The following is a 22,707-nucleotide window of genomic DNA, read 5'->3' as shown; positions in this document are numbered from 1 at the left end:
AGACAGCGTTCGCGCGCTTCGTCTTGCGGCCCTTCGCCGTTGAATGGGTGGACAAGACCGCCGAGCGCCTCGTCCCGACGGGATCGGCGCCGATTGGGGGTGACGTTTCCACAGCTACCGATCTCTTGATCTTCCGCCGCGCACGGGCGATGACGGCCCGAACGGGTTTGTGGCGCATGGGCACGGCATGGAACCGGCGATCTTCATCCTTGTGGTCTTCGTGCTGGCCCGCGTGTGCGGGCGCGCGACCGAGCGGCTGCACCAGCCAAGCTCGGTGGGCGAGGTGATGGCCGGGGCCGTCCTGGCCGTCGTGCTGGCGCAGCCGTTCCTGCCGGCCGGCGCGGACTGGGGTGTTCACGCTGAGGGACCGTTGCTATCGGGCATTGCCGAAGCCGGTATCTTCCTCCTGCTGCTCCGCGCGGGCGTGGAGATGGAGCCCTCGGAGATCGTGCAGAATTCCCGCCGTGCGCTGATCGTCGCCGTCGGCGGCAGCGTCGTGCCGCTGGCCCTTGGCGCGGGATTCGCATGGCTGGTGCTGCCCGACGGGCCGTTGAAGGCGGCGCAGGCGCTGATCGTCGGTACCGGGCTCGCGATCTCGGCTGTGCCGGTGGCGGCGAACGTGCTGATGGAACTCGGCGTGCTGCATCAGCGCGTCGGTGAGGTGATCCTGGCGGCGGCGGTGTTCGACGACATTCTGGCGCTGATCCTGCTGGCCGCCATCACCGGCATGATCGGGGGCGCGGAACTGGACGTGGCGGGCGTGCTGCTGCTGGTCGGCAGTGTCGTGGTGTTCTTCGCCATCACCAGTACGCTCGGCAGCTATGTCATCCCTCGCATCTGGCCGTGGCTCGGCCGGCATGGCGTTCCGATGTCGCTGAGCGGGCTGCTGGTGCTGGCCTTCGCCTTCGGCCTGCTGGCGACGGCCTTGGGGCTGGACTTCGTGCTGGGTCCCTTCGTCGCCGGGTTGTTCTTCGAGCAGGCGAAGGTCGGCCCCGAGACCTTCGAGCGCGACAAGCACGTGCTGGACGTCGTGACTTTCGGCGCCCTGGGGCCGCTGTTCTTCGCCTCCATCGGCCTTCGCCTCGACCTGCATGCGCTGATTGAAACGCCGGCGTTCCTGGCGGCGCTGCTGGCGATTGCCTTCCTCGGCAAGATCGCGGGCGCCGGCATTGCCGCGAGGTTGAGCGGGCTGGACCGCCGCGACTCGCTCTCGGTCGGCGTCGGGCTCTCCGGCCGCGGCGCCATCGAGCTTGTGATCGCCGACCTGGCGTTGCGCAGCGGCGCGTTCCGGCCGCCGCCGGGCGGCGATGCAATCGTGGAAAACCTGTTCTCGGCGCTGGTGATCACCGCCGTGGTGACCACGATCACCACACCGCTATTGCTGCGCCAGACGCTGAAGCGCTGATCGACCCAGGCCGGCTTCGCCGGTCGTCGGCGCGATAGCGGACTGACCGTTCTTGTGCTTGGTGAAGACGAGGGTGACGCTGCCGACCTCGATGCCCCACTTCGTCACCTGGGCCCGGTTGATGAGGATGCCGTCGCCCATCAGGTAGAGCCAGTCGTCGAAGTGGACGCGCCAAGTATCCTCCCCCACGGGCAGGTCGACGCTGTAGGACCAGTTGAAGACATTGCCATATGCCTTGCCCGTGGCGGCGCCGATGACATCGTCCGCCGTTCCCTTGTAGGTGTGCTCGTCCAGCTTGCGGATCGTCCACACCCGGCGAGCCGTCTCGCCGTCCTTGTAGGCGAAGTCCTCGTCCAGGGTCAGCGTGCCGTCGCTCCAGGTACCGTCGATGCGGACCACGAACTGGCGGCGCAGGTCGCCGAAGCGGTCCTCGAACACGCCGTAGGCCGTCGTGTGGCCGACGAAATAGTCTTCCAGCACAAGTTTCGGCTCGGCGCCCTCGAAGTCTTGGACGCGCATGCCGCCGCAGGCCGACAGGGCGATGGCAAGGCCGCCGAGAGCGGCAAACAGAAAGGCGGCATGCATCCGGAAAGCTCCCCGCAATGGATAAAGCTGTACGGTGGCTGCCCGGAGGGATGCATCGCCGCACGCAGCCTGAGGTAGCGCCTCTGTTTCCGGCGGCAAGTCCCCCGGCGCGCCATTGCAGCAAATCGGCGGGTGCGCGGTTGAAATCACACGCGAAAGTAGATGTATTGTGTTATAAACAATCTTTATGCGGGTTATGTATCCGGCGTTGAAAACCTACAGGGGGGACTATGAGACGGTGGTCTAGCGCGATGCGGCTGTGCCGCATGGCCGGGGCGGCGGCAGTGCTGTCGCTGCTCGGCGCGTCGGCGGGCATCGCCGGCGGGGACGGAGGCAGCTATAACGCGTCGGCGCAAACGCGCTGCGACGGCGTGTTCAGCAACGGGACGCGGATCGATGTGTCGGATCCCAAGGATCTCGCCGACGTTCCCGGCAAGCAGACCTTCTGCGACTTCCACACCTTCGGCTGGAACCAGTTCCTGTGGCTGGTTGAGAGTGTCGACGGTCAGCCCCGCTTCATGGGTTTTGCGCCGTGGTACAACATGCTCTCCCACGACCCCGCCCTCGACAAGCCGGCACCTTATCCGGGCGGCTCGACGGCGTTGAAGACGGCGCTGCTCGACAAGACGCAGGCGGGCTCCGGCGATGAGCTGATCGATGTCGACGGACAACTCGTGCGCTACGACATCCGCTATGACGAAACGGCCTACAACTTCGTCGTGCGCGAGAACCTCTACGACAAGAGCGGCTACGACAAGGCGTGCGATCCGGATGACAAAGGCGTCTGCGCCAACAACGTCTGGCTGCCGCCGAACGGCACCGACAACGGCAACTTCATGGAGCTCAAGACCTCATGGCGCACGTTCGACGAGGGCGAGTGCCCGGAAGATGAGATGTTCTGCGAGGGCGACTTCGGCCTCGTCGGCATGCACATCGTCGAAAAGACGCCGACGCACGGCGAATCGATCTGGGTGTCGATGGAGCACATCGCCAACGTCCCCGACTGCGAACCGGGCCACAGCCTGTCCATCGCCGAGACCGGGCCGGACGGCATGGCGTGGAACTTCTTCGATCCGAAGACGGCGCCGGACTCGGTGATGAAAAGCAAGACCTGCAACGTCACCGGCGACTCGCCGCAGTGTAACGGCGACCCGAACAAGGACGGCAAAACCCGGCAGGTCAACGTCTGCCGCACCGACATGCTGCCGGCCGGCGGCGCCAGCGATGCGAACTGCGCCGTGGTCCCGTCCAGCGAGGGCGACAAGAACGCCAACAGCAAGGGCAACGTGGCCTGCCTTAACGCCTCGCTCCGGCCCAAGCTGGAGGGCCCCTGGGGCAACTATCATCTGATCGGCACGCTCTGGACGAAGCCGGGGCAGGGCCCGACACAGGACTTCCGCATCAAGGTGTTCCAGGACGAGGAGAAGGGCCTGTCCTATGTCGATGCTGTGGGGCTGCCGCACTTGGCGAACGCCACCATGGAGACGTACCTGCAGGTCGGCGCCACGGGCTACGATCCGCTGGGCAACAATGCCACGCAGGCCGGCTGCTTCTTCTGCCACAACCTGCCGGACAAGTCCTACCAGATGGACCTCAGCCACTTCCCCACGAAACTCGACGCAAGTGTGGAAAACCTGAAGTCGGCCCACTAAAACCGTCGGTGGTGCCCGGTCCTCGCCGGGCACCACTATACGGAACAGGTGCAAGCGTCATGGAACAACATCAGGTCGCCGTCTTCACCGGACCGGGCGAGGTCGAGCTTCGCCGCGAGGATGTGCCCGTACTGGGGCGCGGGGAGGCGCTGGTCCGCCTGCGGGCCTGTGCGCTCTGCACGATGGAACAGCGGCTTTGGCAGGGCCGGCAGAGCGACTATCCGATCGCGCCGGGCCACGAGGCCGCGGGCGTGGTGGAGGCGGTGCATGGCGAGGGCGTGCTGAGCGCCGTCCCCGGCGACCCGGTGGCCGTCGCCTTCCTGGATCGCTGCATGCAGTGCGACAATTGCCGGCGTGGGGAGACGCACCTTTGCACCGGCAAGATGGCGGGCCGGGCGCCCGGCCGTTTCCGCCGCATCGGCGGGCTGTCCGAATACGCCGTCGTCCCGGCATGGAAGCTGTTCCGCATGCCGGCCGATCTTTCGTTCGACGAGATCGCGCTGAGCGAGCCGGTCGCCTGCGTCGTGCACAGCATCCACAAGGGAAAGCTGCGCCTCGGCGACGACGTGCTGGTGATCGGCGGCGGCACGATGGGGCATCTGCATGTCCGCCTGGCCCGTCTGCGCGGCGCCCGCGTGTTCCTGAGCGAGCCCAGCCCGGAGAAACGCGAGCTGGCGCTGGCCCACGGCGCGCACGCCGCCTTCGCGCCCGAGGAGGCGGCGGAGGTTCTGCGCGAGGCGACCGGCGGGCGCGGCGTCGATGCCGTCTTCGTCACCTTCGGCAGCGCGGCCACGGCGGCGCAGGCCAGCGAGAGCGTGCGCAACGGCGGGCGCATCGTCTACTACGGCAGCTTTCCGGGCGATGCCGAGGTGGGGCTTGGCCCAAGCGCGCTACACCGCCGCGAGATCGTGCTGGACGGCGCGCGCAGCCAGACCATGGAGGACTGGAGCGAGGCCACGCGCCTGCTGGCGAACGGCATCCTGGACTTGGGTTATCTGGTCTCGGCGCGCTATCCGCTGGCCGATCTGGGCAAGGCCCTGCAACACGCCGTCGACGCTTCGGCGTTCCGTATCGTCGTCAACGCCTGAACCGGGAGGAAGGGCATGGCCGGGACGGCTTATCCCAAGCGGCGCCTGCACCGGATGTTCGGCGGGGACGGGCGCACGCTGATCGTCGCGATGGATCACCTCTCGCGCCTGGGACGCGGCACGCGGATGCGCGATCCGGGCCGCGTGCTGCGGGAGGTCGCGGCGGCGGGCAGCGACGCGGTGCTGCTGCGTCACGGATTGGCGGGGCGCCACACGGCGGACATCGGCCGCATGGGATTGGTGCTGTCGCTGGGCTACGACCTGCCGGCGCACGACTACGGCGTGGAGCTGGCGCTGCGGCTGGGCGCGGACGCGGTGAAGGTGGAGGCCTTCCCGGAATCCCCCACGCTGCCGCAGTCGCAGGCCAATCTGGCCCCGCTGGCGGCGCGCTGCGAGGCCTGGGGAATGCCGCTTCTGGCCGAGATGATCCCTGTCGGATTCGCCGCGAAGGACCAGCACACGCCCGAGCATATCGCCGACGCGGCACGCCTGGGCGCCGACCTCGGCGCCGATGTCGTAAAGACGAAGTTCACTGGCGACACCGAAAGCTTTGCCGAGGCCGTCGCCCTCGCCGGGGTCCCGGTCGTGATCCTGGGCGGCTCGACCGGCGACGAGGAAGCGCTGCTTACCACGGTGCGAAAGGCGTTGGATGCCGGGGCCGTGGGGGCGGCGGTGGGCCGGCGTATCTGGGGCAGCGACCACCCCGGCCGGGTGGCCGGCGTGCTGGCGCGGATGATCCACGAGGATCTGGATGTCGGCGCCGCGATGGCGGAATTGTCGCGGCGGACCGTCGGCGGCGGCTAGTCGTCCCCGGTTCGGCGCAACGTGATGGCGGAGTCCCTCTTCATCGGCGTCGATCTGGGCACCAGCGCGCTCAAATGCGGACTCTGGGATACCGCCGGTACCTGCCACGGCGCCGCGCGGGTGGCGTATACAACGGAGACCCATGACGGCCGCGCCGAGCAGCGGGCCGGGGACTGGTGGGCAGCCCTATGCACCGCCGTGGGCGAGTCCTGCGAGGGTGCGGCGCGCGCGCGTATCGCGGCAATTGCCGTCGGGGGGCACGCGCCAAGCCCGGTCTTCGTGGATGACGCGCTGACCCCCGTCGGGCCCGTCCTGACATGGCGGGACAGCCGGGCTGCGGAAGATGTGGCACATGTTTTTGCCGACCTCGGCGGCCGGCCGGCGGACGGCCCGACGCGGCTGGCGGCGCAGGTGGCGGCACGTGCCCGCTGGATGCGTCGCGAAGTGCCCGAGGCTTACGCCCGCGCGGCGGTGGCCCTGCATAGCTGGGAATACCTGATTGCCCGGTTGAGCGGCGAGGCCCCTTGCGAGCGCGGCGCGCCAAGCGGGCTTCCCGTTGCCCTCGGGGTGGCCGAACGCCTGCTGGCTGGCAGCGGGCCAGCGGCTGGAACAATCGCGGGTACGGTTATGCCCGATGTCGCGGCCCGGCTTGGCGTGCCGGCGGGAACCGCCGTCGTCGCCGCTGGGCTGGATTCCTATCTGGGCGCGGTGGGCAGCGGAATTTCCGCGCCGGGCGATGCCTGCCTCACCGCCGGTTCGTCCAGCGTGGTGGCCAGCCTTCTGGAACCGCCCGCCGAAGGACGCTTCCGGCTTGCCGGCCTGCCGATGGCGAGCGTCCCCGTCGGCGCCACCGGCACATTGCTGCGGGCCGCGCTGGCGTTATCGAAGGATCCCGTGGCGCTACAGATCGCGCGCGCGGTCGAGCTTTCGGCGCCATCGGTCGATTTGGAAGCGCTGGACCCGGTCGATCCGGGCGCGCCCGCTCGCGTCGCCGAGCTTGGCAGGCGCATTGGGCCGGAGGCTGCGCTGCGGGCGGTGCTGGAGGCGATCATGACTGCGGAGAGGCGAGTCCTGGCGGAAATCGGGGGGCCGCTAACGCGGCTGCGCCTTGTCGGCGGACAGGCGGCAAGCCCGGCTTTGACCCGCTTTCGGGCCGAGAGGCTCCCATGCCAGATCGAGGTGCCGGCGCGCCACGACAGCGGCGCGCTGGGCGCGGCGATGCTGGCGGCCGTGGCGCTTGGGGCTGTCAGCGATCACGCCGAAGCCGCGCGGCGCATGGTGCATCCCAGCCGTGCCTACGCGCCAAGCGGCAAGCCCGGTGCGTCCAGTTCGGCCAACAACGGGTCCGACTCATCCTCCCGCATCCAGATCGACAGCAAATAGGCCGCCCCGGCGTAGTAGACGGGTGCGGCCTTGCGGTCCATCCGTGCCGTATCCAGCGCGGCCAGCGTGAACTTCACCAGATGCGTGTCCGCCCGCACCGCCGCCCCGGTCGCCAGGACGGTTCGCAGACCGTCCTCGTCCCGCCCGGCCGCGTGATAGGCACTGGCGGCCGCCGTTTGCGGGTCCGCCGTCAGCGCTTCGGAAATGTCCAGCTTCGGGTCGGGAAGGTCGAGCGTGTCCGAAAGCTCGTGCTGTCCCAGCCCGGCGCGGAAGGCGAGCGTGAGGACACTGGCGAAGCGAACGGCGGCAAGTGGGTCGCGAACCATCGGGGCGACGGCCCATACCGCTTGCGGGATGGTCAGGCAGTGCGTCCAGCCCAGCTTGGCGTGCGCGGCGGTGTCCTGCACCATCGAGTCCGCCGCCGCCCGCACCATGCCGCGCAGCGCGGCGTTCCAGGTCTCCGGCGTCTCCGCCGCGCCGCGCCAGCCGCCGGCGAGCAGGCGGTGCGGCAAGCCGGCACTCTCGGTTTCCTGCACGATGGGCGCGATGCCGTTGAAGCTGGCGTTCTCCAGCCTGGGCGTGGTGGCCATCGCCCGCCAGTAGGACGCTTCGAAGGCGGCGGCCGGTTGCGCCTCCCAGGCGCCGCCCGGTCCATCCGGCTGCGTCTGGATGCGGGCGTCCGCCTCGAAGGCCAGTTGCCGGGCGTAGACACGGACGGCGCGCAAGGACAGGCTGGCGGCCAGCGGTCCGGAGCGCGCGGCGAGATAGAGATAGATCGGCACATGCGCCGCCGCGCCCAGGTAGTCGAAGACGAACTCGGTGAGGCCCGCCAGTATGTCGGCGGGATTGGTGGCGCCGGCCAGCCATGTCATCGCCGAATCCGCCGCGTCCATGTCGCCGGCAGCGATCGCGGCGCGCAGCACCGCCAGCGCGGCCGTGGTGGACTGCGGCCCGTCATACGTCGGCGCGGGGTTGAGGGCGTTGCCCAGCGCCTCGTAGCGGGCGGCCAGATGGGTAAGCCGGATGCGCGCCGCCGTCCGTGCCTCCGGCGCCGCCATCTCCAACAGGCTGTAGCGGGCCAGCGCCTCCAGCGGGGCGTGCAGCGTGAAGCTGCTGGTCTCCCCTTTCGGCGCGTGCAGGCGGTCGCAGACATGGCCCAGCAAGGACAGGTCGCTCAGGCGTTCCAGACCGCGTGCGTGGTAGGCGTCGGCCACCGCCTCCGGGTCGATGCCGATCAGCGGGTTCGTCATGAGACCGTTCTCCCGTGCCCGGTGCGGGCGTCCTCAGGCGTCGAGGTCGGCGTGCAGCGGTGTGTCGCGAAGCCGCGCCTCCAACGCGTCGAAGTTGGCGATAAGGTCACGCAGCGGGGCGGGGTTCAAGCGCTCCGTCACGCCGGTCAGTGGACTCTCGAACTCCTTCGCGCCCAGATGGCGCAGCACGCGGTTCTGCGCCTCGAGGTCCCGCAGGTTTTCGTAACCGATTTCCACCGCCGCCTGCCCTGTCTCGCTCAGCCGCGCGCGCAGGTCGTCCAGGTAGCGGTCATTCACCTGGGCGTGGCGATGCAGTGCCTCCGCCTCGACGGCAATGCGATGGCCGTTTTGGCGATAGCGCGACCAGGGATAGCTCTCCCACTCGCCGGTCTCGAGCGCGATGCTCTCCGAAACGAAGGCGCGCACGCGGTTCTGGCGCGAGACGATGACCTTGCGGATCGCGGGTTCGGACAGCACGGCGTCGAAGATGCGCGGATCCTGTCCCCGATTGATTTTGAAACCGACGATGCGCTCTTCGACCCCCGCAGCCCACAGCGCCTGCAGGAAGGCCGGCGGATCGGCGTCGCGCTGCTCGCGGCCGCCGATGTGGCGTCCGGCCCGGCGCCATTTGACGGCGTACTTGACCTCTTTCGGATTGAAGATTTCGTGGTGGCACAGGATTTCGGGGTGGGAGTCCAGCGCGCTGCACAGCCAATTGCTGCCGCTGCGCGGACAGGCCAGCACGACGAAGCGCGTCGATCCGCCGTCGCCGCCGCCTTGCGTCATCGGTGTCCTCCCCCAATCAGGGTCTTGCCGCGTCTCGCGGTCGCGTGGCTCTCAGCGTACCCTAATTCGACGTCGCCAGCAGGAGATGGCCAAGCTTCGTGCGCTTGGTATTGAGATACGGCTCGTTCTCGGGCGATGCCGAGACCAGCAGCGGCACGCGTTCGGCAACGCGGATGCCGGCCTCCTCCAGGCTGGCGACCTTTTGCGCATTGTTGGTCAGCAGCCGGATTTCCCCGACCTCCAGATGCCGCAGCATCTGCGCGGCCATGCCGAAGTCTCTGAGGTCGATTGGAAAACCAAGGCGCGTGTTGGCGTCCACCGTATCCAGCCCGCCGTCCTGCAAGGCATAGGCGCGCAACTTGTTCGACAGGCCGATGCCCCGTCCTTCCTGGCGCAGGTACAGCACGACGCCCTGTCCCGCCTGGGCGATGGCCTCCATGGCCTGGGCAAGCTGCTCGCCGCAGTCGCAGCGCATGGAGCCCATGACGTCGCCGGTCAGACATTCGGAATGCAAGCGTGCCAGCACGGGCCCGCACGCCGCGATCTCGCCCATGATGAAGGCGACGTGCGTGCGGTGGGTCAGCGGATCCTCGAAGGCATAGGCGCGAAATTCGCCGTGCTGGGTCGGCATGCGCACGCCCCAGGCTGCTTCGACGGGACGCAAGGGCGCCGCGCGGCGGCGGTGTGCGATCACGTCGCCGATCCGGGCGCGCGGCAGGCCGTGCGCCGTTGCGAAGGCATCCAGGGAGGCGCCCGGTTTTCCCGGCCCTGCCTCGAGGCGAAGCTTCCGGACCACGGCGGCTGGCTTGCCTCCGGCGATGCGCGACAGATCGATGGCGGCTTCCACCGGCGTCGGGCAGGTCATTACGCCCATCGGGCTGACCCGGACCATCGTGAACCGGGCGGAGAGGTCGGCTTGCCCGGCCTGTGGTGCACCGTCGGCGAGCGCCCGCAACGCCCCGGCTTCGCCGGCGAAGTCGGACTGGTTGTCGCTGCCCGCCTCGAACGCGGCCTCGCCCTCCAGCAGGAAGTCCGGCGCGGCACGGGCAGAGGTGCCGTTCGCCACGGCTTCGAGTTGTTCGATGCTGAGGCCGATGGCGCCGCGCCCACGGCCGTGCGTCGATATGAACGCCAGCGCCTCCGGCGTTGCTGCCTCGGCGGCGAGGATCAGGTAGCCGTCGTCCGAATCCCCTTCCACCTGAAGGATGCCGATCCCGCCCTTACCGTAACTGTCGATAAGCGTCTCGATTGCCGAAATTCCCAAGACTCCTCCCCCATGCGGGCCATGCTAGGTCGAAGGTGCGGCATGATGCCCGCCGCAATTCGACCGGGCCGGCGATTGCCCTACAAGCGAACGACGTTCCCGTTGTCGATTTCTTCGAGGACGGTCGCCCACCCGGCCACGTGCTGGCGCATGACGCAAAGCGTGTTCGCCACCTCCAGCGTCTTGGGACGGACCAGGTAGACGCTGCCGTCGTAGCTGCAGGCGGCGACCAGATCGTCGGCTCGCGATACGCCGCTGATGCCGTTTTGCGCGATCGTGCGCCGTTCGAGCGTCTCGCTTTCCAGATCGATCCCGATGATCCCACCCCAGTAGTCGCCGACGACGACATACCCGTCATCGGCGAAGCACACGGACTTGAGCGAGCGGTGCCCGGCCTCGATCGACTGCAACAGCACGCCGCTTTCCAGGTCGAACACCTTGACGGTGAAGTCCCTGGACACGCTGACCAGCCGGTCGCCCGAGGGAGAGATATCGACATCGTTGATGATCGCGGTGTGGCCCAGGAAGCGCTGCAGCAGCCGGCCGTCGAACGTCCAGCTCATCAGCAGCCCGTCGGCGCCGCAACTCACACCCAGCGCCTCGCGCGGGTGCAGGCACAGCGACTTTACCGCTCCTTCGTGCAAGTTGATGCGGCCAACGGGATGTCCTTCGCGCACGACCCGGACGATGGCGCCGCTGTAGCACGCCACGAAGGATTCGCCCGCATACTCGGAATGATGGGCGACGCGGATCGAGTTGATCGGTCCCTCGCCAAGCGCCACCTCGCGCTCGTTCGTCAAGCTGTCGCCGTCGATGTCGAAGATATGCAGCTTTTGGTTGTGGGCGCCGGCCACGACGAGGCCGGAGGCCTCGTCAAGCGTCACGGCGTTCATCAGCATCCGGCCGGCCAGCGGCTCCACCGTCTCCAGCACCTCCCCACCGTCGGGCGACAGGCGCCCCAGCCGGATATAGCCGTCGTCGCTGCACGTTGCGATCCGGCCGCTGTCGGCGCCGGCGACCTCGTTCAGGCAGGCGTTGCCCTTGGCGATGGTCTGGTCGCCGATCTCTTGCTCCAACGCGCCGTCGGTGGACCAGATGATGGCGGTGCCGTCGAAGGTGCCGCCGATGAGCCGCGTACCGTCCGGCGACCAGTTGAGCGAGCGTTCCCACATCGACGGGTGGCGCTCCAGGCTGGCCTTTTGCTCCAGCGTCGCGCCGTCCCACAGCAGAACCCGCTGGTCGTAGCCGGCGGAAACCAGATCTCCATTGGCGGGCGAGGCGACGACCTTCTTGATTCCGGAACCGTGGGCCGGGATCTCCTTCACCAGCGAGCCATCGGCGATGTCGAGGACCCGGATGCAGCCGTCGTCGCAGCCCAGCGCCACGTGGCCGTTGATGGTATCCACCGCGCAGGTGTCCGTCTCGTTCTCGAACGGCCCGATGGTCCGCAGCAGCTTGCCGCTGGCCACGTCCCAGACCCTGAGCGTCATGTCGTCGCCCGAGGAATAGAGGCGGCCGTCGTGATAAGTCAGCGACAGCACATCCTTCTCGTGCCCCTCCAGGACACGAAGGATGGCGCCGGTGGTGAGGTCCCAGATCAGGATTCGCCGGTCGCGTGAGGCGGAGGCCCCGGTCAAGTCATCGATGAAGACAAAGGCTTCCGCGTCATCGGCGTGGCCCAGCAGAACGCGGATGGGTTTCCCGCTGTGAGCGTCCCAGATGCCGATGGTGTAGTCCGACGAGCAGGTGGCAAAACGCCGCCCGTTCGGCTCAACGGCGATCTGGTTGACGAGGTGCCTGTGGTAGCCCAACAGCTGAGCTTCGTGCGTGACGAGGTCGAAGCTGGCGACCGCGCTGTCATAGGCTGCGCTGACCAGGTGCGAGGTGCCCGGGATCATCGCGACGCCGGTGACCGGGCCTCGATGGCGCAGGAACGTATCCGCTTCCCGCGAACCGGAATCGAAAGCATCGCCGCGGCCCCGCGGCATCGGAGCAGTCGTCATTGCCAGCCTCCCCCTGCGATTGCGACACGCAGTGCACGACGCGATTCATGTTTTTGCTAGTCTAAGTTTAGAATTATGCCCCAATCGGTTGTGCTTCACCAGTTGAATGAATGTTTGACCATCAGGCAGTGGTAGCATAAACTTCGCGGCTTGGTTGTGTGCAGGACGTAAGAGTCAACGGTGTCGGTTGAGCGATAACCGGCCGTTATTCAACAAAGAGCACTCGTCGAACCGTCGAATTTATACACGCAGGGCTAGTCGAGCCGTGGTCATTGCGCACGTGTTTCGTTGCTTCACTCGGCATGGCTCGGCCGGAGAAGGCTGCATTCGCGAGGGTGCACTCTGGATTCGCGCGCGGGCGGGTTTACCAAGGCGGTCCCCTGTTCGCGGGATCAGCGCGCAATGACGGGCGAGCGCCTGATTCCGCTTGCGACCGTCGGCGCCTACTTCCTGTTGACGCTGGCCCTTGCCGTTGTTCTCCGGCGCCAGAACGACACCATCCGCGAATACTTCGTCAGCGGCTTCAAGGGCACGTGGTGGCTGGTGGGCGCCGGGGCGTTCATGTCCAGCTTCAGCGCATTCAATTTTACCGGCGTCGCGGGGATCGCCTATCAGGCGGGCTGGAGTGTCATGATCGTGCTGGGCGCGAACACGCTGGCCTTCCTTTTGAACGCCGCCGTGCTGGCGCCGTGGTTCAGGCAACTGCGCGCCATCTCGGCCGCGCAGATCGTGCGCCAGCGCTTCGATGCGACAACACACCAGGTTTTTGCCTGGCTGCTGGTGCTGACCCAGACGATCTTCGCGGCGATCCAGCTTTACGGCCTGGCGATCTTCTCCGCCGCCGTCTTCGGCTATCCGACCGAGGCCGTGGTGATCGTCGTCGGTCTGATCGTGGTCGCCTATGCGCTGACCGGCGGGCAGTGGGCGGTGCTGGCGACGGACTTCATCCAGGGCTTGGTGCTGCTTGGCATGACGGTGCTGCTGGCCATCCTGTGCCTGGTGGAGGTCGGCGGGCCGCTGCGCCTGTTCGAGTTGATCCGGGAGGGCGGGCTTGCCACTGACTACCAAGTGTTCGACTCTGGCGAGCGCTTCGGCGGGCAGTTCACGTTGATCTGGGCGGCGGCGATGCTGATCAAGAGCGTCACCGCATTCAATTCGATGACGCAGGCGCCGCGCTATTTCGCGGTAAAGACCGGCGCGGACGCCCGCAAGGCGGCGCTGCTGACCGCCGGGCTGACGGCCTTGGGCAGCATCCTGTGGGTGATCCCGCCCATCACCGCGCGGCTTTTGTATCCCGAGGCTGTGGAGGCGATGGCCATCGCCAAGCCCGGCGAAGCGTCCTATGCGGTCGCCAGCACGATGCTGCTGCCGCCGATGCTGGGCGGATTGATGGTCGTGGCCGTGTTCTCCGCGACGATGAGTTCGATGGACACCGGCCTGAACCGCAACGCCGCCGTGTTCACCGCCGACATCTACCCCGCGCTTTGCCGGTTCCTGGGCCGGCCGCCGGGAAGCGAGGCGGGCCAGCTTCGCCTGGCGCGGGCGATGACGCTGCTCATGGGGATTGTCGTCGTGGCCACCGCCCATCGCATGGCGAGTGGGAGTGGCGGCGGCGTATTCCAGCTTGGCCTGACGCTCAGCACGATGCTGGGAATTCCGCTGACGATTCCGCTGCTGCTCAACATGTTCGTGCACACCTCGCCGGTGTGGGCCGGCCTGTTCGCGGGCGGCGCGGCGTTGGTGCCGGCAGTGCTGGGTGCGCTGTCGGGTACCGCTTTCCTCAGCGAGATCGGACAGGCCATGCCGTTCGGTGGCGTGGTTCTGCAGGAACGCTGGAGCTTCCAGGCGCAGGTGCTGGCAAGCACCAGCGCCGGCGTCGGCGCTTACATGTTCAGCACACTGGCATGGCCACGCGCCACCGCCGCCTACCGCGCGCAGACAGACGCCTTCTTCAAGCGCATGACGACGCCGGTGGATTTCGCGCGCGAGATCGGCGTGGACAAGGACGGGATGCAGTATCGTGTGCTGGGGATCGCGTCCGCCGTCGTGGGCGGCGGTATCGTGGCGTTACTGCTGCTTGCCGGGACATGGAACTGGAAGGTCGGCCTGGCGCTGCTGCTGGTCGGTGGCGTGCCGGGCCTGCTGGGTATCGTGTTGCTGCTTGCCGCCGGGCGTGCCGGTGGCGGGGCAGGGGGGATCGGAAAGCCGTTGATGGCGAAACGGAGGGGGATATGAGGGGGAACAGCCTGTTCGGCGGCGTGCTGGACACGTCTGGCGGCCTGGAGAACGCGCACGACGCGGCGCGGCTTCGCGATTTCACCATGGCCTGCACGCGCTTCGACTTCGGCGGGCCGATGGGCGAAAGCGAAAGCGTCGATGGCCTGCTGGCCGAGGCCTGCGCGTCTGGCCGCGATTATTGCCTGGTGCTGTCATACGGTGCCGTGCCGCTGCGCTTCCACGACACGCGGAACGGCCGCTTTACCAATCTATTCGCCGCGCTGGCCGAATGGACGAAAGGAGCGGGTTTCCTGGTTGCCGGCATTCCGCTGGGTGCCGCCACCGACGGCGGGCTGGACGAGCTTTGCCTGCTGGTCGACCTGCGCCGCTATCAGGACCTGGGCCGGCCCGGCTTTCTCTCGGATGCCATGCCGGGCGTTGCTGGCGGCGGACTGATCGCGGCAAGCCGGAGCGCCGGGCTGCCCGTGCCCGCGCTGGACGAGACGGTGCATCCTGGAGTCTGCGATCTTCGGCCCCGCTGCGGCGAAAGCTTCGCGGCCTTCCGCGGCCTGTGGGGCGGCGGCATCGAGGCCTATGCAAGGGGAAAGGCAGGTGCCGCGCTCGACGCCGAGCAACGGCGGTTCATCGACTTCGTGAAGGACCAGGCGATCCACGCGAAGTCCGGCGTGTTTCTGGGCAACTGGGAAAACTACACCGACCTGGCCGGGCGCCAGCCGGTGGCGGGCCAAGCGTTGGCCAGCGTTCACGGCGTTGCCGCCGGATTCAAGGTGAACCGCATTCTGGAGACGCACGGCTTCGACGATCGCACGCGCGTGGTCTTCTTCGATTACAGCGATATCGCCCTCGACGTGCGGCGGATGATGGTGGAGACGTGGGACGGTCGCGACTTCCCGGCCTTTGCCGAGCGCATCGCCGAGCGGTTCCCCGACGCCTATTTCCAGATCAAGGGCGCGCGCCGGCCCGGCACCCTGGACCGCGACCTGATTCGCGAGGGCTGGACGCGGGAGCTGGACATCTGGGGCGGTGCCGAGGCGTTCCGCGACAACTGGCGGGCCTGCCGCGCGCTGCCTCATCAGTACGTGCAGTGCGACCTCTACGGACAGTCGCAGCCGCTGCTGTCCACACTAAGCCCCGAACCCAACTCGGTATTGTGGTGGAGCAACGCCTTCCACTCGCTGAACGCCGTCTGGCACTACGAGCGCGAAGCGCGGGAGCGCATCTACCATCGCTGGCTGGCCGATGTCGCCGCCATAAATCCGCACATCACGCTTTACGGCACGGACGTCGACAACCTGGGTATCGGCGGCACGCGCGTGCGCGACCACCTTGGCACGGCTGGCGGCGTCGAAAGCCTTGCCGCCGCCGGGACATAGCCGTCATGGCCGTGGCCCTGGAGGAGGCCCCGACGTCATCGCTGGACCGGGCGGCGGCGGAGGTATTGGCGCGGCAGGCGGACGGGCCGTATTACCTGCTGGATCTCGACCGGATCCGCGCCAACCACGCCGCGCTGATGGGGGCGTTGCAGGACTGCTATCCGGGAACGGAGTTCGCCTACTCCGTCAAGACCAACTACACGCCCCGTATCCTGGCGCTGGTTCTGGAACTGGGCGGCACCGCCGAAGTGGTCTCGGAGATGGAATACCGTATCGCCCGGCGGGTCGGCTTTCCGGCCGAGCGCATCATGGTGAACGGCCCGCTGCACGCGGAGGCTTTCCTGCGAGAGCTGCTGGCCGAGGGCGTGCGGATCAACCTGGACGGCTGGTACACGCTGGCCGCCGTCGAGCGGTTCCTGCAAGACCATCCGGCGCGGCGCGTGCGGGTGGGGCTACGTTTGAACACGCCCTTGCCGGGGGTGGCGTGGTCGCGCTTCGGCTTCGCGACCGACGAGGCAAGCATGCAGGCGCTCGCCGGCTGGTTCCGCGAGCACCCGGACTGCGAGCTTGCGGGACTGCACGGCCACTGCCCGCTGGCCCCGGCGACGGTGGAGGCTTACCGCGCCAGGATCGACGCGCTCATTGGCGCGGCGCGAAAATGGTTTCCTCACACACCGCTGTCCTACCTCGACGTCGGTGGGGGTTTCCGTAAGCCGCCGGAGGGGCCGCCCTTCCCGGAACTGGCGCAAACATTGGCCGACGCGGTCGAAGTTGCCTTTCCCGCCGGCGCCCCCCCGTCGCTGGTGGTCGAGCCGGGCACGGCCATCGTGGCTGACGCCATCGACTTCGTGTGCCGGGTCCACGACGTGAAGCAGGTGGGCGGGCGGACGCTGGCGCTCATCGACGGCAGCGTACATGACGTCAACACGATGATGTGGCGCAGCGAGTTCGATGTCCGCGTGCTGCGCGGCGACGAGGCGGAGGAGGCGAGCGGTCCCGCGCGCTTCGACGTGGCCGGCAACACCTGCATGGAGCGCAAGGACATCGTCTGCCAGGACGTGCCGGGGCCGGTGCGGCCGGGCGACATGCTGCTGTTCAAGGGCGTCGGCTCGTACTCCAACACGCTGAAGCCGCCGTTCATCCATCCGTGCCCGGCCGTCATCGCGCAAGAGGGCGGAGACTATGCCGTCGTCAAGCGGCGGGAGGCGGTGGACGACATCCTGGCCACTTACACGAGCGAGAGGGTGGAGCCGCCACGATGAGCGAAACCGGCGACGGCGCGATGACAACGGTGGTCCACGCGGGCGAGGAGGACAACGCCTCCGCCGTCGCGCTGTGGACGGCGAACGCGAAAGACGGCCTTTATACCCGCCACGCCAACCCCACCGTCGCGGCCTTCGAGGCGAAGATGCAGGCGCTGGAGGGCGGGGCGGCGGCGGTCGCGATGGCCAGCGGCATGGCGGCGGTCAGCCAGACGCTGCTGTCCCTGCTGCGCCAGGGTGACCGGCTGGTGGTGCCCGCGAAGGTGTTCGTCGGCGTGCGCACCCTGCTGTCCGATTTCCTGCCGCACTATGGCATCGACGTCGCGCCGGTGGACATGAACGACCGCGACGCGCTGCGGAGCGCGCTGGAGGCGCCGGGCGTGGCGGCGGTCTATTGCGAGACCATCTCCAACCCCTGGGCGGAGGCGGTGGACGTGCCGGGCATCGTCGCCGTCGCCCGCGAGGCCGGCGTGCCCGTCATCGTCGACAACACCCTGGCCACGCCCCACCTGTTCCGGCCTATCGAGGCGGGTGCCGACATCGTGCTGCACAGCGCCAGCAAGTACATCGGCGGCCACGGCGACGCCATCGGCGGCGTCGTGGTGACGCGCGAGGCCGGGGCGGCGGAGCCGATCCGCACCGCGCGGCGCATCCTGGGCGGGATTCTCAGCCCCGCCAACGCCTACCTGCTGCAACGCGGGCTGAAGACGCTGTCGATGCGCATGGAGCGCCACTGCGCCAACGCCGAGGCGGTCGCGGCCTTCCTGGCCGGGCATCCCAAGGTGCGGCGGGTCAACTATCCGGGCCTGGAAAGCGCACCGGACCACGCAACGGCCGCAAGCTTCCTGCCGCGTTTTGGCGGACTGTTGAGCTTTGAGCTGCACGAGCAGTTTGACCACCGGCGGCTGGTCGATGCGCTGACCATGTGCAAGTCGCGCTACAGCTTCGGCGAGCCGGGGACGGTGGCGCTGATCCAGGACTGGATCCGTCTCATCCGGCTTTCCGTCGGGCTGGAGGACGCGGCGGACATCGTCGCCGACCTGTCGCGGGCCCTGGACGACGCATAGGCCCGCCGCGTCCGTCCCTGCCGGCTACTCCTCGTCCCGGGCGATCCGCCGGACGTTGCCGAGCGCGAGGGCGGCAACGAACAACAGGCCGATGACGAGCCATACCGTCCCGAAGTAGACGATGAAGGCGTGGACTGTCTGGGTCATTTTGGTCTCCCCTGTTATTCGCCGGCCGTGGCCGGAGCTTCCTGGCCGCCGACGGCGCGATGGTGGGGCTTCCAGTTCAGAAGCCGGCCGAACTCGAACTGCTCCTTGCGCAGCAGCGGCAGGACCACCATCAGAATGATCGGCGCGCCCAGCGAGATCGCGTTGCCGACGAACCAATTGATGTCCTCGTCGGGAATCGAGAACCAGGCGATCAGCCCGCCGCCCAGGCCGGCGGCGATGGAAATCACGGCCGCCTCGGGCGACGCCCGCCGCCAGAACAGGCCGAACACCAGCGCGGCGACGGGCGCGGCGAAGAGGATGCCGCTGAAGATGTCGATCTGCAGCAGCGATTGCCCTTCCAGGCCCAGCGCGACTGCCATGCCGGCGAAGCCGTAGACGATGGTGACGACGCGCCCGAAGCGGAGCTGGAGGCGCTCGTTTGGCTTGCCCTTGTTCCAGTAGCGCTCATAGACGTCGACGGTGAACAGCGACTGCGCCCCGGCAAGCGAGGTGTCCGCCGTCGATGTCGCGGCCATGAACACCATCACCGAGAACAGGATTCCGGCGACCGGGCCCAGCACGTTGCTCATGACGTAAGGCGCCACGTCGCTGGTCGATTCAAGCTCCGCGCCCGCGCCGAAGCCCATGGCAAGGCCGGTGCCGCCGACGACCAGGCCGAACATCAGCGGGATCGGGAACCACGCGACGATGCCGCCGATGATGTAGGCCCAGCGCAGCCTTTTCTGGTCGATGGCGGCGACCGCCCGCTGGTAATAGCCCTGCTCCAGCAGCACCTGCCCGGTCGCGATCACCACCGCGGCAAGGCCGTATCGCAGCCCGCTGCTGGAGAACCAGTCCATCGCCTCGGCGTTGTGGTTCGGGTCCTTCGGGTCGCTGGCGACGCGCTCCAGGCCCTGGTACAGGAACTCCGCGCCGCCGACCTTCGCCAGCAGCCAGGGAATCAGGAAGACGCAGGCGATGGCGACGACGGCGAACTGGAACAGGTCGGTCACGATCGACCCGCGAAAGCCGCCCAGCGCGACGTAGGAGACCACCAGCGCCGTGGTCATCACGACCGCGACCTTGTAGTCCACGCCGAAGGTCGTCTTGAACAGGATGCCCGCGCCGACAAGCTGCTCGGTATAGACGTAGAAGCCGACGCCGATGCCGAACACCAGGAACAGCACGTGGACGCCGGTGCCGTAACGCTCGCGGATGAACTCGGCGAAGGTGCTGGCCTTCGGCATCAGACGGCGCAGGCGCAGCGCCACGGGGATGAACACCAGGAACGGCACGATGGCGCCCCAGGCATAGTGGAAGCCGCCGGACGCGCCGAACCACATGCCGGCCTCGGACGCGCCGATCAGCGTCGTCGTCCAGATCCACGACGCCATGATCGACGCCGAGATGATGCCAAGGCCCATGCGCCGGCCGCCGGTGACGAAGTCGTCGACGGACTTCACCGTATGGCGGCGGTAGGCCCAGTAGGCGGACCCGAAGATAAGAACGGCCATGACCAGAAAGAAGACATAGCCGGCGACAGGGTTATTCATAACCGCGCCCCTTGTTTAACGCGTGTCAGTGATGGGTTTTGGAATCGCGTTCCGAGGATCCTTGCCGAACCAGCAGGACCGTCACAGCTTAAAGTTGTAACTCTTCGATCAATTTCTAATAAGACTTGAGCCTTGTTGCAAGTACGAAGTATGATTCGAGTTTCGTCTCGCATCGGTTGAACGCACTACAACCGCTGCTTGGTACGTGCTAGCCTCGCCGCCGCGCCGCGGCTGTCGCGCGGCGGCGTTGGCGGGGGAGGTACCGGGGAGAGCGATGCGGATGTCCGAGCTTGAGAGAATCCGGGAGATTGCGGCGGAGGCCGGGACCGATTCGCAGCCCGGCGCGCTGCGCGAGGTGCTGAAGATCGCGGCGATGCGGCGCAAGCGCGAGATCGACTGCGAGATCCACGAACGCTTCGCCGGCGTGGTGCAGCACGGCCCCTTTGCCGGCCTGCGGCTGCCCTACCAGGTGGTCTGGGGCTGCGGCGATTTCTCCAGCGAGATTCTGGGCGTCTACGAGGAAGAGCTGCACGGCAAGGTCGAGGCCGTCGTCGCGCGCGGCTATGCGACCGTCATCGACGTCGGCTGCGCCGAGGGCTATTACGCCGTCGGCCTGGCGCGGCGGATGCCGGAAGCGCGGGTGATCGCCTTCGACGTCAATCCCGAGGCGCGGCGCGTGTGCGGCTGGACGGCGCGCGAGAACGGCGTCGAGGACCGGCTGGACATCCGCGGCGCCTGCGACCGGGCGGCGCTCACCGACGCCATCCGCGAGGGGCGGGAACGCGGCGAGGTGTTCCTGCTGGTGGACTGCGAGGGGGCGGAGAAGGACCTGCTCGACCCCGACGCGATGCCCGAGCTCAAGGATTGCGACCTTATCATCGAGTGTCACGACCTGCTGGACCGCGCCATCTCGCCGACGCTGCGCCAGCGCTTCGCGCCAAGCCACGAGGTCGCGACGGTGATCGAGGGGCCGCGCGACCCCAACCGCTTCGATTTCCTGCAGGCCTATAGCAGCCTGGACCGCGCCATCGCGCTCTGCGAGTTCCGGGGAGAGATGATGCAGTGGCTGGTGTGCAGGCGCCGTCATGCCTGAGGGCCAGGGGCACGTGGCCGCGCGGGAAAACGGCCCCGTTAGCATCGGGGAGGTGCCCTGGACGCGCGCGGAGATGGTCGCCGAGCTGGAGGACTTCGCCCGCCTCTACGAGCGCCGGCCGATCCGCGACAACCGGGGCGGCATGACCACGCCGCACCTGTTCATGACGTGGTTCGCGCTGCGCCGCCTGAAGCCGAAGGCCATCGTCGAGAGCGGCCTGTGGCAGGGGCAGGGCACCTGGCTGTTCGAGCAGGCGTGCCCGGACGCCGAGCTTTACTGCCTCGACCCGGACATGAGCCGCCTGAAGTACCGCTCGCCGCGCGCGACCTATTCCACGGCGGACTTCGCCACGCACGACTGGCGCCACCTGCCGCGCGAGGACACGGTCTTCTTCTTCGACGACCACCAGAACGCCTATGAACGCCTGAAAACCCTCAAGTGGATGGGCTTCCGCCAGCACATCTTCTTCGAGGACAACTACCCGCCCCTGCGCGGCGACTGCTATTCCCTCAAGAAAGCCTTCATGCACGCCGGCTTCGGCCACGCAGAACTCACCCTCGGCCGCCCGCCAAGCCTCGGCCAGCGGGTGCGACAGGCGGCGCTACGTGCGTTGGGCGTCCCAACCCTGGACCGCGTCACCCCCAACGCCACCGACGCCACCTACCTCCACCAAAACCTCGCCACCTATTACGAGTTCCCCCCGATCTACAAACACGCCCGCACACGCTGGGGCGACGCGTGGGAGGACACGAACTATCCGACGGCGGACCCGCTGCTGTCGGAGGTTGAGACGGCGGCGCAGAGGGTGTATTGGGAGGAGGCGGGGGCGTATACGTGGTTGTGTTATGTGAGGTTGGGGTGAGATGATAACTTGGGTTGCGGCCAGATGGCTATTAGGAATGATTAACGCATATAAAACCCAAGCATAGCGTTTTTGCTATTGCCAGGCTGAGGAAATCCACATGGCGGACGAAGAGTCTCCCAAGAAAGAGCGACGCGAGTTGAGGAGTGAAGATATTGAGTTCACTTCAACGCCTGTGGATGCGGAAACTATTTTTGTTGATGGAATCCAAGGGTTCATATCCAGTTCCGGGGTTGTAAAAATTACTTTTTATGAGGACCGGTTGGATACTAAAGAAAATACTGTTAAACGAAAACATGTAATAACACTTGCGATGTCGAATCCAAGATTTAAGGAAATTTCTAGTCATATGGGGGTTATTTCTGAAGGATTAGACGATGACGCCTCTTCCGAGTGATGATGGACCAGAATTCTACGTCGTCTCAGGTGGACAATCAGAGACGAAGGGCCTACGTTATCAAGCAGAGGCAAAAGCCAGTGGCGGGGGCGGCGGCGGAATGAGCGTAGATATGCGCGATTATGTAGATGCCAAAACTGACTCGGTGCGTTCAGAGTTAGAGGCTGATGTCACGCGTTTGGAATCAAAAATAGATAATCTTCCGTCAAAAACCTTATGGATGATTGCTGGAGGTGTTGTGGCGACCGTTACACTGGTCGTAGCAGTCTTTGCTTACGGCGGTGATAGGTTTGAAGGTGGCTTTGAATCCGGGAGTACATTCGCCACCCAGGTTGAGCAGAACCGAAGTGCACTGGAGAATATGAGGGAGAATATTTCTGGACTTCGGGGCGATGTAAAGAAGGTTCTCCAAGCTATAGAGAGGCAAGGGGACTCAGGGACGACTGTGCCTCAGAGCAGCGAGACGCAGTAACGGATTTTGGATGCGATAGAGAG

The 22,707-nt window shown here is 67.1% G+C and carries 20 protein-coding genes; 13 read left to right on the top strand and 7 right to left on the bottom strand.

The genetic code is table 11. From position 1 onward, the window contains the following. The first annotated feature begins 187 nt into the window (after positions 1 to 187). Positions 188 to 1,405: a cation:proton antiporter gene (locus DRB17_RS10415; protein ID WP_114582143.1), complete on the top strand. Its 1,218-nt coding sequence runs from the start codon at positions 188 to 190 to the stop codon at positions 1,403 to 1,405. Here the strand turns inward: DRB17_RS10415 and DRB17_RS10410 are convergent. Further along, positions 1,376 to 1,990, bottom strand: coding sequence for a DUF3833 domain-containing protein (locus tag DRB17_RS10410; protein WP_114582142.1), 615 nt, complete (start codon positions 1,988 to 1,990; stop codon positions 1,376 to 1,378). The genes DRB17_RS10415 and DRB17_RS10410 overlap by 30 nt on opposite strands. A 230-nt stretch (positions 1,991 to 2,220) precedes the next feature. Here DRB17_RS10410 and DRB17_RS10405 point away from each other — a divergent pair, with 230 nt between their 5' ends. Genes DRB17_RS10405 through DRB17_RS10390 form a run of 4 tightly spaced genes read left to right on the top strand, consistent with a single transcriptional unit; the run spans position 2,221 to position 6,917 of the window. Next, the gene (locus DRB17_RS10405) at positions 2,221 to 3,642 is read left to right on the top strand and encodes a hypothetical protein (protein ID WP_147274877.1); all 1,422 of its coding nucleotides are present in this window, start codon (positions 2,221 to 2,223) and stop codon (positions 3,640 to 3,642) included. Between the two features lie 59 nt (positions 3,643 to 3,701). Beyond that, the gene (locus tag DRB17_RS10400; RefSeq protein WP_114582140.1) at positions 3,702 to 4,730 is read left to right on the top strand and encodes a zinc-dependent alcohol dehydrogenase; all 1,029 of its coding nucleotides are present in this window, start codon (positions 3,702 to 3,704) and stop codon (positions 4,728 to 4,730) included. A 15-nt stretch (positions 4,731 to 4,745) separates the two neighbouring features. Next, positions 4,746 to 5,534 carry a class I fructose-bisphosphate aldolase gene (locus tag DRB17_RS10395; protein WP_114582139.1) on the top strand — a complete coding sequence of 263 codons (789 nt, stop codon included), beginning with the start codon at positions 4,746 to 4,748 and terminating at the stop codon, positions 5,532 to 5,534. 24 nt (positions 5,535 to 5,558) lie between these two features. Then, complete coding sequence (locus DRB17_RS10390; protein WP_114582138.1) at positions 5,559 to 6,917, top strand: xylulokinase; 1,359 nt, start codon at positions 5,559 to 5,561, stop codon at positions 6,915 to 6,917. Here the strand turns inward: DRB17_RS10390 and DRB17_RS10385 are convergent. The 4 genes from DRB17_RS10385 to DRB17_RS10370 form a co-directional block, all read right to left on the bottom strand. Next, positions 6,830 to 8,167, bottom strand: a complete 1,338-nt coding sequence (locus tag DRB17_RS10385) for a hypothetical protein (protein WP_114582137.1) — start codon at positions 8,165 to 8,167, stop codon at positions 6,830 to 6,832. The two genes, DRB17_RS10390 and DRB17_RS10385, sit on opposite strands and share 88 nt — an antisense overlap. Before the next feature lie 33 nt (positions 8,168 to 8,200). Further along, positions 8,201 to 8,953, bottom strand: coding sequence for a hypothetical protein (locus DRB17_RS10380; protein ID WP_114582136.1), 753 nt, complete (start codon positions 8,951 to 8,953; stop codon positions 8,201 to 8,203). A gap of 61 nt (positions 8,954 to 9,014) precedes the next feature. Next, a complete protein-coding gene (ribA, locus tag DRB17_RS10375; RefSeq protein WP_114582135.1) occupies positions 9,015 to 10,217 on the bottom strand; it encodes a GTP cyclohydrolase II in 1,203 nt (400 codons plus the stop codon). A gap of 80 nt (positions 10,218 to 10,297) precedes the next feature. Then, the gene (locus tag DRB17_RS10370) at positions 10,298 to 12,220 is read right to left on the bottom strand and encodes a WD40 repeat domain-containing protein (RefSeq protein WP_114582134.1); all 1,923 of its coding nucleotides are present in this window, start codon (positions 12,218 to 12,220) and stop codon (positions 10,298 to 10,300) included. Between the two features lie 402 nt (positions 12,221 to 12,622). Here DRB17_RS10370 and DRB17_RS10365 point away from each other — a divergent pair, with 402 nt between their 5' ends. Genes DRB17_RS10365 through DRB17_RS10350 form a run of 4 tightly spaced genes read left to right on the top strand, consistent with a single transcriptional unit; the run spans position 12,623 to position 18,160 of the window. Further along, entirely contained in the window at positions 12,623 to 14,455 is a 1,833-nt protein-coding gene (locus tag DRB17_RS10365) for a sodium:solute symporter family transporter (RefSeq protein WP_114582133.1), read from the top strand. Further along, positions 14,452 to 15,831, top strand: a complete 1,380-nt coding sequence (locus DRB17_RS10360) for a hypothetical protein (protein WP_114582132.1) — start codon at positions 14,452 to 14,454, stop codon at positions 15,829 to 15,831. The genes DRB17_RS10365 and DRB17_RS10360 overlap by 4 nt, the downstream gene beginning before the upstream one ends. A 5-nt stretch (positions 15,832 to 15,836) precedes the next feature. Beyond that, positions 15,837 to 17,093: a type III PLP-dependent enzyme domain-containing protein gene (locus DRB17_RS10355; RefSeq protein ID WP_114582131.1), complete on the top strand. Its 1,257-nt coding sequence runs from the start codon at positions 15,837 to 15,839 to the stop codon at positions 17,091 to 17,093. Further along, on the top strand, positions 17,090 to 18,160 hold the full coding sequence (locus DRB17_RS10350; protein ID WP_114582130.1) for a trans-sulfuration enzyme family protein: 1,071 nt from the start codon (positions 17,090 to 17,092) through the stop codon (positions 18,158 to 18,160). The genes DRB17_RS10355 and DRB17_RS10350 overlap by 4 nt, the downstream gene beginning before the upstream one ends. 24 nt (positions 18,161 to 18,184) lie before the next feature. Here the strand turns inward: DRB17_RS10350 and DRB17_RS20845 are convergent, their stop codons facing one another. Next, positions 18,185 to 18,307 (bottom strand): hypothetical protein, encoded by a 123-nt coding sequence (locus DRB17_RS20845; protein ID WP_277738573.1) that lies wholly within the window; start codon positions 18,305 to 18,307, stop codon positions 18,185 to 18,187. A gap of 14 nt (positions 18,308 to 18,321) precedes the next feature. Next, entirely contained in the window at positions 18,322 to 19,860 is a 1,539-nt protein-coding gene (locus DRB17_RS10345; protein WP_114582129.1) for a sodium:solute symporter family transporter, read from the bottom strand. Between the two features lie 280 nt (positions 19,861 to 20,140). Here DRB17_RS10345 and DRB17_RS10340 point away from each other — a divergent pair, with 280 nt between their 5' ends. The 4 genes from DRB17_RS10340 (at position 20,141) to DRB17_RS19935 (ending at position 22,684) form a co-directional block, all read left to right on the top strand. Further along, on the top strand, positions 20,141 to 20,953 hold the full coding sequence (locus tag DRB17_RS10340; protein WP_161958778.1) for a class I SAM-dependent methyltransferase: 813 nt from the start codon (positions 20,141 to 20,143) through the stop codon (positions 20,951 to 20,953). Next, the gene (locus DRB17_RS10335; RefSeq protein ID WP_114582127.1) at positions 20,946 to 21,815 is read left to right on the top strand and encodes a hypothetical protein; all 870 of its coding nucleotides are present in this window, start codon (positions 20,946 to 20,948) and stop codon (positions 21,813 to 21,815) included. Before DRB17_RS10340 ends, DRB17_RS10335 begins: the two co-directional genes overlap by 8 nt. 100 nt (positions 21,816 to 21,915) lie before the next feature. Further along, positions 21,916 to 22,212: a hypothetical protein gene (locus DRB17_RS19940; protein WP_147274876.1), complete on the top strand. Its 297-nt coding sequence runs from the start codon at positions 21,916 to 21,918 to the stop codon at positions 22,210 to 22,212. Then, positions 22,193 to 22,684 (top strand): hypothetical protein, encoded by a 492-nt coding sequence (locus DRB17_RS19935; protein ID WP_147274875.1) that lies wholly within the window; start codon positions 22,193 to 22,195, stop codon positions 22,682 to 22,684. The genes DRB17_RS19940 and DRB17_RS19935 overlap by 20 nt, the downstream gene beginning before the upstream one ends. Positions 22,685 to 22,707: the final 23 nt, after the last annotated feature.

It is taken from the genome of Ferruginivarius sediminum (genome assembly GCF_003344765.1).
Lineage (GTDB): Bacteria > Pseudomonadota > Alphaproteobacteria > Kiloniellales > Rhodovibrionaceae > Ferruginivarius > Ferruginivarius sediminum.
Note: the sequence above shows the minus strand (reverse complement) of the source record. Positions and strands in the feature narration are given on the sequence as shown.

Coding starts and splice junctions, on each gene's coding strand:
- DRB17_RS10335 (WP_114582127.1), top strand. CDS start 20,946: ATGCCTGAGGGCCAGGGGCACGTGGCCGCGCGGGAAAACGGCCCCGTT.
- DRB17_RS10370 (WP_114582134.1), bottom strand. CDS start 12,220: ATGACGACTGCTCCGATGCCGCGGGGCCGCGGCGATGCTTTCGATTCC.
- DRB17_RS10405 (WP_147274877.1), top strand. CDS start 2,221: ATGAGACGGTGGTCTAGCGCGATGCGGCTGTGCCGCATGGCCGGGGCG.
- DRB17_RS20845 (WP_277738573.1), bottom strand. CDS start 18,307: ATGACCCAGACAGTCCACGCCTTCATCGTCTACTTCGGGACGGTATGG.
- DRB17_RS10350 (WP_114582130.1), top strand. CDS start 17,090: ATGAGCGAAACCGGCGACGGCGCGATGACAACGGTGGTCCACGCGGGC.
- DRB17_RS19935 (WP_147274875.1), top strand. CDS start 22,193: ATGACGCCTCTTCCGAGTGATGATGGACCAGAATTCTACGTCGTCTCA.
- DRB17_RS19940 (WP_147274876.1), top strand. CDS start 21,916: ATGGCGGACGAAGAGTCTCCCAAGAAAGAGCGACGCGAGTTGAGGAGT.
- DRB17_RS10380 (WP_114582136.1), bottom strand. CDS start 8,953: ATGACGCAAGGCGGCGGCGACGGCGGATCGACGCGCTTCGTCGTGCTG.
- DRB17_RS10400 (WP_114582140.1), top strand. CDS start 3,702: ATGGAACAACATCAGGTCGCCGTCTTCACCGGACCGGGCGAGGTCGAG.
- DRB17_RS10415 (WP_114582143.1), top strand. CDS start 188: ATGGAACCGGCGATCTTCATCCTTGTGGTCTTCGTGCTGGCCCGCGTG.
- DRB17_RS10410 (WP_114582142.1), bottom strand. CDS start 1,990: ATGCATGCCGCCTTTCTGTTTGCCGCTCTCGGCGGCCTTGCCATCGCC.
- DRB17_RS10345 (WP_114582129.1), bottom strand. CDS start 19,860: ATGAATAACCCTGTCGCCGGCTATGTCTTCTTTCTGGTCATGGCCGTT.
- DRB17_RS10385 (WP_114582137.1), bottom strand. CDS start 8,167: ATGACGAACCCGCTGATCGGCATCGACCCGGAGGCGGTGGCCGACGCC.
- DRB17_RS10360 (WP_114582132.1), top strand. CDS start 14,452: ATGAGGGGGAACAGCCTGTTCGGCGGCGTGCTGGACACGTCTGGCGGC.
- DRB17_RS10340 (WP_161958778.1), top strand. CDS start 20,141: ATGTCCGAGCTTGAGAGAATCCGGGAGATTGCGGCGGAGGCCGGGACC.
- DRB17_RS10390 (WP_114582138.1), top strand. CDS start 5,559: ATGGCGGAGTCCCTCTTCATCGGCGTCGATCTGGGCACCAGCGCGCTC.
- DRB17_RS10395 (WP_114582139.1), top strand. CDS start 4,746: ATGGCCGGGACGGCTTATCCCAAGCGGCGCCTGCACCGGATGTTCGGC.
- DRB17_RS10355 (WP_114582131.1), top strand. CDS start 15,837: ATGGCCGTGGCCCTGGAGGAGGCCCCGACGTCATCGCTGGACCGGGCG.
- DRB17_RS10365 (WP_114582133.1), top strand. CDS start 12,623: ATGACGGGCGAGCGCCTGATTCCGCTTGCGACCGTCGGCGCCTACTTC.